Consider the following 10,145-nt stretch of genomic DNA (forward strand, 5'->3'; position numbering starts at 1 on the left):
GACCGGTACCGGTCGGCGGCCTTCACAGGGCGCTTCGTGTCCGTTGCCGTTGCTGATCTCGTTGCAGCACTGGGGCTTCGGTGTGCCGTATGTCGTCAGTGAGCGCCGAAGCCGACGCCGGTCTTGCGCTCGGCACCCGTTGTCACGTAGCCGATCGAGGCGGAGGGGACGAGGATGCGCCCCCCCTTGTCGTCGGTCAGCTCGAGCACGTCGGATGCGAGCGATGCCTTGACGGCGGTGAAGACCTCGTCGCTCGACTGCGTCGTCTCGAAGGTGATCTCGCGTGCCACGTTCTGCACGCCGATGCGGACCTCCACGTCAAACCTGCTTTCTCCGGCTGGGTGGACGCGGTCGACCGCGTCCTGTCGTCACCTTAACCAGCGGGCGTACCGACCGATTCCCGGCCCGTACCCACGAGTCCGTCCCCCTCGGGCCGGCCCTCGCCCCGCCCGACGAGCGGGAAGGCCCCGAAGCCCCGGCGGATCAGGGCTGCCGTGATGCGCACCGCCGTCTCCTTGGACAGGCTCGCCTCGTGCGTCAGCCAGTGGCGAGCCGATGTCTGCGCCAGGCCGACGAACGCGACGCCGACGAGGACGGCCTCCTCCTGCTCCATGGACGTCTCGCTGCGGATGATCTGGGCCATCGCCTCCGCACAGGTCAGGTCGATCTGGTCCAGGCGCCTGCGCACCTCCGGCTCGTTGGCGAGGTCGGACTCGAAGATCAGCCGGAAGGCAGCTCCCTCCTGGCCCACGAAGTCGAAGTAGGCGCGGGTCATGGTGTTGATGCGCGCCTTGTTGTCGGACAGCGCGAGGGCGTCGCGCACCAGCTGCTCCAGCTCGCCCGTGTGCTGGTCGATGAGCGCGAGGTAGAGCTCGAGCTTGCCCGGGAAGTGCTGGTAGAGCACGGGTTTGGACACGCCGGCCCGTGCCGCGATGTCGTCCATGGCGGCCGCGTGGTAGCCGTTCTCGACAAAGACCCCGAGGGCGGCGTCGAGCAGCTGGGCGCGCCGCTCGGATCGGGGCAGTCGCTGCCCGCGGCCGGGCGGGGTGGTCTCGTCTGCCATGCGGATCCTCTTCGTGCGTCGGCGCATCTCGGGTGTCGTCGCCGTCCGCCCCCGCAGACGACCGTGTCCCTCCCACCATACCGAGCAGTACGGTGTGGGCATGTCCACGGATCCGCTGGTCAGGACGGGTCGCGCGCTCAGCAAGGCCGAGACGACGAGGTACGCCCGCCACGTCCTGCTGCCTGATGTGGGGCGCGACGGCCAGGAACGCCTCGCCGCGGCCCGGGTCCTCGTCGTGGGCGCCGGGGGCCTCGGGTCACCGGCCCTGCTGTACCTCGCCGCGGCGGGCGTGGGCACCATCGGCATCGCCGACGCGGACGTCGTCGACCTGACCAACCTGCACCGGCAGGTCATCCACTCCGACGCCGACATCGGGCGCCCCAAGACCGAGTCCGCCGAGCAGGCCGTCCATCGCGTGAACCCCCACGTGACGGTCGTGCGCCATGACGTCGCCCTCGACTCCTCCAACGCGCTCGAGATCATCGCCGGCTACGACCTCGTCGTCGACGGCACCGACAACTTCCCCACGCGCTACCTCGTCAACGACGCGTGCGTCATGCTCGGCAAGCCGCACGTGTGGGGATCGATCCTGCGCTTCGACGGCCAGGTGTCGGTGTGGTGGGCAGGCCACGGGCCTTGCTACCGCTGCGTCTTCCCGGAGCCGCCACCGCCGGGCTCGGTGCCGAGCTGCGCGGAGGGCGGGGTGCTCGGGGTGCTCTGCGCGGCGATCGGCTCCGTCCAGTCGACCGAGGCCGTCAAGCTGCTCCTCGGCATCGGCGAGCCGCTCGTCGGGCGTCTGATGGTCCACGACGCCCTGCGCCAGACGTGGGACACCCTGACCGTGCGCGCCGACCCCACCTGCCCGGTGTGCGGCGACGAACCGACCGTCACCGAGCTCATCGACTACGTGGAGTTCTGCGGTGTCCCGGGCGCCGCGACGCACGGTGAGGGTGACCTCCCGACGGTCACGGTTCGCGAGATGGCCGACGAGCTGGCCGCCGAACAGCCGCCCCTGCTCGTCGACGTGCGCGGCCCCGAGGAGCGGGCGATCGCCTCCATCCCCGGCGCCATCGCCATCCACCTCGACCGCTTCCGGTCCGGCGAGGCGTTCGACGAGCTGCCGTCCGGCCGTAGGGTGCTCATCCACTGCAAGGTTGGCGCACGGTCGGCCGAAGCGACCAGACTCGCGCTACGCGCGGGCCTCACGGACGTCGCGAACGTCGAGGGCGGCATACTCGCCTACGTCCGGGAGATCGACCCGAGCCAACCCGAGTACTGAGAGGGCGCCAGTGCCGCTGGAGGACCACGCCGAGCGCGTGCTCGACCTCGTCACGACCATCCCGGAGGGCCGCGTCCTCGCCTACGGCGACATCGCGCGACGTCTCGGGGGGATGGGCCCGCGCACCGTCGGGACGGTGCTGAGCCGCTACGGCTCCGGCGTGCCCTGGTGGCGGGTCATCCGGTCGGACGGGAGGCCACCGCAGGGCCTCGAGGACGAGGCGGTCGAGCACTGGCGTGCGGAGGGCACCCCCATGGTGCGCGGTCTCGTCGAGGGCGGCCGGGCCGACATGGAGCGGGCCCGGTGGGACTTCGGGGGAGCGGCCGCCGGGTCGGCGGGGTCCGTCGGGGGTGGGGGAGTCGCGGCACGCGGCGCGCTGCACCACGTCGAGATCTGGGTCGACGACATCGCGTCCGCCGGACGCGAGTGGGGCTGGCTCCTCGGCCGGCTCGGCTACCACCTCGGCGACGACTGGGGGCGCGGGCAGGCGTGGGAGCTCGGGTCCCTCTACGTCGTCCTCGAGGCAGGCCCAGACGTCGTCGCCGGGCCCCACGAACGAAGACGAGCGGGACTGAACCACCTTGCCTTCCATGGCGGTTCGCGGGCGGAGGTCGACGCGGTCGTCGACGGGTGCGGCGAGGGCGGGTGGACGCTGATGTTCCCCGACCGGCACCCGTATGCCGGTGGCCCGCAGCACTACGCCGCCTACCTCGAGAGCGGCGAGGGTTTCGAGGTCGAGCTGGTCGCTCGCTGAGGCTGCCCGCGCCGGAAGCCCCTCCGCGGCAGCCCGGCCGCTAGGGTTGCGGTCGTCCCAGCTCATGGCGAGTGGAAGATCGGTCTCCCAGATGACGCGTCGGCTCACGGTATGGACGAGGGTCGAGGCCAAGGGTGTGCCCGCCGCCCTCGCACTCCTGCGGCACCTCGATGCGCAGACGCTGCCCGTGGAGGACTGGGAGCTGGTCATCTCGACCGCCCCCTCGGCGCTGTCGGCCGCGCTGGAGTTCGCGGTGTCTCACCGCCCGAACGTCCGGCTCGTCGTCGGTGCCGAGGAGTTGGTGGACCCCGAGGGCGACTGGGTGCTGCGACTGGCGCTCGACGACCGCCTCGAGGCGTCTGCGCTGAGCCGGTTGGTCGACATCGGGGGGCAGTCCGGCGGCCATGACCAGGTCACCGTCGAGGCGAGCCATCCGCTCGGCAGCGTCGTGGCCCGACCCCTGGAGCTGCATCGAGGAGGCCCCGGCGCGTCGGGCGCAGCCGGCGTCTCCGGCGCCGCCCGCCACGTCGCCGTGCGGGTTCCGCTCCGGCACGCCGCGGGTCTCGGCGTGCATCCAGCAGCGGCGTCCGCCCTCGAGGGTGTCGTGGCCGAGGTGCGGTGGGACGGCGGCGTGCTCGAGCTCCGGGGCTGCGCTCCGCAACCGGCCGGGTCGGTGCGTGAAGCCTCCGTCCTCGTCGTGGGCCGGGCCAGTGGACGGCTGGATGCGCACCCGGCCGTCGCCGCGTCGGCGCCCCAGGGCGCCGTGGGCGTTCCTGGCGTCGATGGCGGCCTCGGAGCGCCCGGGGCGGATGGCACGCACGAAGCTCAGGCTCCAGTTCTCGCCTGGTCCGCCGGCATCCCGGTGTCGGGCGAGATCCCGGACGAGGTGCTCGAGGTGTGGCTGGAGCTCGAGGTCGGTGAGGCGGACGAGGCCCCCCGCACCCTGAGGGGCCGTGTCGGCGCGGCCGCCAAGGAGCCGGTGGAGGCGCCTGCCGTGCTGCACGGGCGACCAGTGGGAGTGCACTGGCAGGGCGGGGGCCTCGTCATCGACGTCGGCGCCACCGCGCGATCGCTGCTGGGGTCGCTGGAGGCACGGCTGTCCGACGTCGTGGAGGACGCCACGGGCTCGCTCCTGACGGTGGCGCTGCCGGGGCTCGCCCACGTCGGCGAGGGAGTCGTTGAAGGATCATTGGTCCTGGGCGAGGTCGTCCTGCCGGGCAGGCTCGTCCTGGACGACGAGCGGGCCCAGCTCCAGTGCCGTGTCGGCGCTCTGCCCGGGAGACTGGCCCTGCGCACGAGGTTCGGCGGCGTCCGTCCCGTCGACAGCGGGTGCGAGCTGGTGACCTCGCCGACGGGCGAGTACACCCTCGTGCCGGCGCCTCGTCCCGTCGGCCCGGCGGCAGGTCCGGGGCAAGACCGTGAGCGTCCGCGCGCCACCGGGGCCGTGGCCGCCCTGCGCCGCCGGCTGCCGCGCCGGGTCGACCCTCTGGTGTCCCGTCTCGCCCGGGTGCGGGTGCTGCGCGGCACCTACCGTCGGCTGACGGGTCTGCGGTAGGGGAGCCGGAAGCAGGCCGCTCAGTCCGCGAGCAGCCGCCGCAGCTGCCCGGCGAAACGGTCGAGCTCGAAGGTGAAGCCCGAGTGGAAGGCCTCGTCGGTCCAACCGCTCTCCGGGTGCTGGATGTCGCTCGGTGACCAGAAGTAGTGCAGGTCCAGCCCGACCACCGAGCCGATGAGGTACTCGTTGTTGGCGGTGTTCGCGTTGCCGGAGAGCAGGACGCACCGAGCTCCCGGGGCGAACATCAAGCTGAACATCCCGCTGCCGCCGAAGCCGGCGAGCCGTCGGGCCTGACGGAACATGCTGATCTGGTCGCCCAGCGAGTGGTCCTCGGGGTAGACGACGGTGAAGCCCTCGCGAGTGAACCACTCCTCGACGTCAGACAGGTTGTGACAGTGACGCCAGCCGCCGGGTCGACGCGAGACGAAGAGCTTCTCGGGGGTCTCCAGGTGCGGTGTGTGCAGTCGTCGCGCGACCTCGGCGTACAGCGCGGCCAGCCCAAGGTCGGCGTAGTGCGGCATCGTGAAGTCCGGCGTGACCCCGTAGAGCAGCTCGGGGCGAACGGTCCGGTCGTGCGGGACGTAGACGACCTCCTCCGAGGGGATGCCGAGGGCGTCGAAGAGCTGGACCTGGTAGTCGGGCATGGCCTGCTCGCCCTCCCGGAGGCTGACGAGCGGCCGCACGCCCGGTTCGAGGCGCCGGGCTTCGGTCCAGCCGTGGTAACGGGAGATCACCTCGGTCATGACGTGCCCGTAGTGGCCGGGGTACTCGGTGTCGAAGTGGAAGAAGCTGCCGGGCAGGTCGGTCGGGTCGAGCTCCCAGTCCTCCTTGAGCCGGTCGAGGGCCGCCGTCGCGCCCACCATGGTGTGATGTGCCAGCCGGCGCGCCAGGTGGTGCCGGAACGTCTCGGGAAGGAAGAAGTCCCCGAGGAGAACCCGCTGGCGGGGAAGCACCACGGGCTTTTCGTAGCGGCGCAGTGACCGCTGCGGCACCGAGATGGGTCGGGGCACGTCGTCGGAGCCGTGGAGGGGGCCGTCGCCGTAGGTGCTCACCCTGGCGCGGCTGGGATACGTGTAGCCGCTGCGAATCTCCACGACCGATCCCCATGAGTCGCCGAGACGGGCGGTGAGCAGGTCGGCCGCTCGCTCGTCCCGGAGCTTCATCAGATGCCGGTGCTGCTTGGAGACGTATGCCCTGTCACCGCAGATCCGTCGCGGGCACGAGGCCCGCACAAGCTCGGCATCGGGCTTGGACAGCGAGGCGTCCTCGGGGTCCAGGGACCTGGCCTGCTCGAGCCGCTCGAGCAGGTCGAGCACCGTCTCTCCGGGCACGTCGTGCAGCGCCTCGTCGTCCACGTCGGCGAGTCGGTCGACGACGTAGCAGCCGCCCGGCTCGAGAAAGAGGAACAGCTCGCGGAAACAGGCCAGCTTCTGGCCCTTGCGGCCGTTGCCGGACTCGACGATCAGCTGCGGGCGCGGCAGGCCCGCCAGGTGGTCGACCCGGTCCCAGATGCTCCGGCACAGCGTCACGCGGACGTTTGCAGGAAGCTCGGCGTCGAGGGCGGGGTCCGCGGCGGAGACGACGAGCAGGTGGACGGTGGCGTCGACGAGGCGCTGGCCGAGCTCGGTGGCAATCTCCACGGTGTCGTGTCCGAGCACGAGGACGAGGTGGCGGGCGTCCTGCGCGGGCACCTCGCCCGGCAGCGTGGGCACCTCGGTGGCCGCGGACACGTCACCCGCGAGAAGGTCGAGGACCGTGCGCGTGAGGGCGTTCATGAGGCGCCGGTCGGGAAGGTACCGGCGAAGGCGGGGCCGGCGCAGGCCAATACCGACTGGTCGACGCGTCGGCGCCAGGCCGCGTCGTCGGCAGTGTGGTCGCCGATGTCGTCGAGGAGCCTCGACGCGAGGAGGCGCTGCGGGGGCACGGCATCGAGGCGTGCGACGACCTCCACCGGCACCGTCTGCGGGTCGGGCTGGCGGTACTCCGCGAGGATGGCGTCGTAGTGCTCCGTCAGGACCCGGCTGTCGGGATCGAGTCCGCCGACCAGCACCAGACCTGTGGGAGCGGTGTCGATGGGTAGCACCACGAGGTCCGGCCGGTAACGGCGCAGGACGGCGGTGAGCCGGAAGACGTCACCGGTCCAGTCTCGGGTGTGGCGCGCCCGGGCAGCCTCGTCGACGGTGCGTGGCAGCATGTCGTCGAGGACGACCACGGAGCGGGGCCCGCAGTGGCGCTCCACGTTGGCGAAGTCGCGCAGGGCGAACTCGAACAGGTGAAGGCCGTCGATGAAGGCGAGGTCGACTGGACGTCCGCGCGAGAGCCGGGCCAGGTCCCGGCCGGCGAAGAAGTCGTCGCTGGAGGACCGGACCAGAGCGATGTCGCCGTCGAGCTCATGGGTCACGGAGAAGGCGGGGTCGACGCCGATGGCGCGGCAGCGGGCGAGCGAGAGGCTGCGACCGTTGCTGACGCCGATCTCCAGGTAGGTCGTGGGGTGGAGCCGGTCGTGCAAGGCCTTGAGCACGTCGAGATAGAACACCAGCGCCATCGCTCCCTGTCTCGTCCGGGCGTCGGCCGCCCGGCCTGCGCGTCAGCATAGTGTTCCCTGCCCTCCGACGGGCCTCTGCAAAGACTTGATTTGTTCCAGAAAGCGGTCCAGACTCGCAACGTGACCGGGGCCGACGTGGAGGTGCAGCTGCGTGAGGCCGGCCTGCGCGTCACCCGCCAGCGTGTCGCCGTGCTCACCGTCCTGACCGACCACCCGCACACTGACACCGACACGATCATCCGGCACGTCCGTGACATCGCCGGAGACGTCTCGCACCAGGCCGTCTACGACGTCCTGCGAGCGCTCACCGACGCCGGCCTCGTGCGTCGCTTCCAGCCCACCGGATCCGTCGCCCGCTACGAGGTCCGCGTCGGTGACAACCACCACCACGTCGTGTGCCGCTCCTGCGGTGTGATCGCCGACGTCGACTGCGCCGTCGGGGCCTCGCCGTGCCTCACGGCGGCCGACAGCCACGGGTTCGTGATCGACCAGGCCGAGGTGACGTACTGGGGCCTCTGCCCGTCGTGCGCCTCCTCCGCCGTCCCCTCCTGAAGTTGCCCACCAGAGAAAGTGAAGGACATCCTCGTGTCTGAGCTCCACCAGCCTGACGCCGAAGTCGGCGAGATGAACGAGCCGGAGGCCAGCAAGTGCCCCGTGGCCCACGACCGGTCGACCCGCCCTGCGGGCACGAGCAACCAGGACTGGTGGCCGAACCGCCTCAACCTCAAGGTCCTCGCCAAGAACCCCGCGGTCGCCAACCCCCTCGGCGCTGACTTCGACTACGCCGCAGTCTTCGCAAGCCTCGACCTGGCCGCCGTCAAGGCCGACATCGCCGGCGTCCTGACCGACTCGCAGGAGTGGTGGCCGGCTGACTTCGGCAACTACGGCCCCTTCATGATCCGCATGGCCTGGCACAGCGCCGGCACCTACCGGGTCCACGACGGCCGCGGTGGTGCGGGCGCCGGCCAGCAGCGCTTCGCCCCACTCAACTCCTGGCCCGACAACGGCAACCTGGACAAGGCCCGGCGCCTGCTCTGGCCGGTCAAGAAGAAGTACGGCCAGAAGCTCTCGTGGGCAGACCTGATGGTCCTCACCGGAAACGTCGCTCTCGAGACGATGGGCTTCAAGACCTTCGGCTTCGGTGGCGGGCGCGAGGACGTGTGGGAGCCGGATGCGGACGTCTACTGGGGATCGGAGGCCGAGTGGCTCGGCGACGAGCGCTACACCGGCGACCGCGACCTCGAGAGCCCGCTGGCCGCGGTGCAGATGGGCCTGATCTACGTCAACCCCGAGGGCCCCAACGGCAAGCCCGACCCGGTGGCCTCGGCCCGCGACATCCGAGAGACCTTCGGGCGGATGGCGATGAACGACGAGGAGACCGTCGCGCTCATCGCCGGCGGCCACACGTTCGGCAAGACCCACGGCGCCGCCGACCCTCTGAAGTACGTCGGCACGGAGCCCGAGGGCGCGCCACTCGAGGAGCAGGGCCTGGGCTGGAAGCAGTCCTACGGCACCGGCAGGCTCCAGGACGCCATCACGTCCGGTCTCGAGGTCACGTGGACCCCGACGCCGACACAGTGGGACAACACCTTCTTCGACATGCTCTTCGGTCACGAGTGGGAGCCGTCCCAGAGCCCGGCGGGCGCCAACCAGTGGGTCGCCAAGGACGCGGAGCCGATCATCCCGGCCCCCGACGAGGGTGGCGAGAAGCGCCTGCCCACCATGCTGACGACCGACCTCGCGCTGCGCTTCGACCCTGCCTACGAGCGGATCTCGCGCCGCTTCCACGAGAACCCGCAGGAGTTCGCCGACGCGTTCGCGCGGGCGTGGTTCAAGCTCACGCACCGCGACATGGGGCCCATCGAGCGCTACCTCGGCCCCGAGGTGCCGCAGGAGGAGCTGCTGTGGCAGGACCCCCTGCCCGTGGCCACCGGTGAGCCGGTCGACGCAGACGACGTGGTCACGCTCAAGGCGGCCATCGCCGACTCGGGCCTCACCGCCAGCCAGCTCGTCAAGGCAGCGTGGGCCTCCGCCTCCACCTTCCGCAGCAGCGACAAGCGCGGCGGCGCCAACGGTGCGCGAGTGCGGCTCGAGCCGCAGAGCGGCTGGGACGTCAACGACCCCGCCGAGCTCGCGACGGTCCTGCGCGCCCTCGAAGGCATCCGGTCGGACTTCAACGGCCGTGGCGGCCACGCCGTCTCGCTCGCCGACCTCATCGTCCTCGGCGGCAACGTCGCGATCGAGCAGGCGGCTGCGGCGGCGGGCGTCACCGTCGAGGTGCCCTTCCGCCCGGGCCGCGTCGACGCGAGCCAGGAGCAGACCGACGTCGAGTCGTTCGGCTACCTCGAGCCCAGGCACGACGGCTTCCGCAACTACCTCGGCAAGCCGGGTCGTGTGCCGGCCGAGTACCTCCTCGTCGACCGCGCCAACCTGCTCGGCCTCTCCGCCCCGCAGATGACGGTGCTCGTCGGGGGCCTGCGCGTCCTCGGCGCCAACACGGGCGGCTCGACCACGGGCACGTTCACCCACCGTCCCGGCACGCTGACGAACGACTTCTTCGTCAACCTGCTCGAGCTCGGCACCACGTGGACGCCGACGAACGAGGCGGCCGACGAGTTCGTCGCCACCAACGCCGCGGGCGAGCAGACGTGGACCGGCAGCCGCGTCGACCTGCTCTTCGGCTCCAACTCCGAGCTGCGTGCCCTCGCCGAGGTCTACGCCAGCGACGACGCGGGCGAGAAGTTCGTCCACGACTTCGTCGCGGCCTGGTCCCACGTCATGGAGGCCGACCGCTTCGACATGAAGTGACGTCCTGACACTCCGGAGGCCCGGGACGGCGTATGCCGTCCTTCGCGCGCCCACAAGTCTTGTCGGGGCCGAGTTCCCGGCCCCACGGGCGCGCGACCGCACCAGGGGGCACACGGCATACGTCGTCGGTGTGGCGGGCGT

9 protein-coding genes are annotated in these 10,145 nt (G+C 71.4%); 5 read left to right on the forward strand and 4 right to left on the reverse strand.

Annotation, left to right across the window (positions count from 1 at the left end; genetic code table 11):
- Positions 1-95: 95 nt before the first annotated feature.
- Together AC3WRT_RS00005 and AC3WRT_RS00010 are read right to left on the reverse strand one after the other, a co-directional pair.
- Positions 96-317 carry a DUF3107 domain-containing protein gene (locus tag AC3WRT_RS00005; RefSeq protein WP_492717629.1) on the reverse strand — a complete coding sequence of 74 codons (222 nt, stop codon included), beginning with the start codon at positions 315-317 and terminating at the stop codon, positions 96-98.
- 56 nt (positions 318-373) lie between these two features.
- A complete protein-coding gene (locus AC3WRT_RS00010; RefSeq protein WP_492717631.1) occupies positions 374-1,063 on the reverse strand; it encodes a TetR/AcrR family transcriptional regulator in 690 nt (229 codons plus the stop codon).
- Positions 1,064-1,163: 100 nt separating this feature from the next.
- Between AC3WRT_RS00010 and moeB the strand changes: the two genes are divergently transcribed.
- The 3 genes from moeB to AC3WRT_RS00025 all read left to right on the forward strand — a co-directional run bounded on the left by moeB (position 1,164) and on the right by AC3WRT_RS00025 (position 4,651).
- Positions 1,164-2,342 (forward strand): molybdopterin-synthase adenylyltransferase MoeB, encoded by a 1,179-nt coding sequence (gene moeB, locus AC3WRT_RS00015; RefSeq protein ID WP_492717633.1) that lies wholly within the window; start codon positions 1,164-1,166, stop codon positions 2,340-2,342.
- 10 nt (positions 2,343-2,352) lie between these two features.
- Positions 2,353-3,096 carry an MGMT family protein gene (locus AC3WRT_RS00020; protein ID WP_492717635.1) on the forward strand — a complete coding sequence of 248 codons (744 nt, stop codon included), beginning with the start codon at positions 2,353-2,355 and terminating at the stop codon, positions 3,094-3,096.
- A gap of 91 nt (positions 3,097-3,187) precedes the next feature.
- On the forward strand, positions 3,188-4,651 hold the full coding sequence (locus tag AC3WRT_RS00025; protein WP_492717637.1) for a hypothetical protein: 1,464 nt from the start codon (positions 3,188-3,190) through the stop codon (positions 4,649-4,651).
- A gap of 20 nt (positions 4,652-4,671) precedes the next feature.
- On the opposite strand, the gene AC3WRT_RS00030 is transcribed toward AC3WRT_RS00025, so the two are convergent.
- Both AC3WRT_RS00030 and AC3WRT_RS00035 read right to left on the reverse strand, forming a co-directional pair.
- Complete coding sequence (locus AC3WRT_RS00030) at positions 4,672-6,426, reverse strand: glycosyltransferase family 61 protein (protein ID WP_492717639.1); 1,755 nt, start codon at positions 6,424-6,426, stop codon at positions 4,672-4,674.
- Positions 6,423-7,196, reverse strand: a complete 774-nt coding sequence (locus AC3WRT_RS00035) for a class I SAM-dependent methyltransferase (protein ID WP_492717641.1) — start codon at positions 7,194-7,196, stop codon at positions 6,423-6,425. Before AC3WRT_RS00035 ends, AC3WRT_RS00030 begins: the two co-directional genes overlap by 4 nt.
- Positions 7,197-7,316: 120 nt before the next feature.
- Between AC3WRT_RS00035 and AC3WRT_RS00040 the strand changes: the two genes are divergently transcribed.
- Entirely contained in the window at positions 7,317-7,748 is a 432-nt protein-coding gene (locus tag AC3WRT_RS00040) for a Fur family transcriptional regulator (RefSeq protein WP_492717643.1), read from the forward strand.
- A gap of 72 nt (positions 7,749-7,820) precedes the next feature.
- On the forward strand, positions 7,821-10,004 hold the full coding sequence (gene katG / locus AC3WRT_RS00045) for a catalase/peroxidase HPI (RefSeq protein WP_492718401.1): 2,184 nt from the start codon (positions 7,821-7,823) through the stop codon (positions 10,002-10,004).
- Positions 10,005-10,145 lie beyond the last annotated feature (141 nt).

The sequence above is a fragment of the Terrabacter sp. FW104-15G4B genome, from assembly GCF_058790095.1.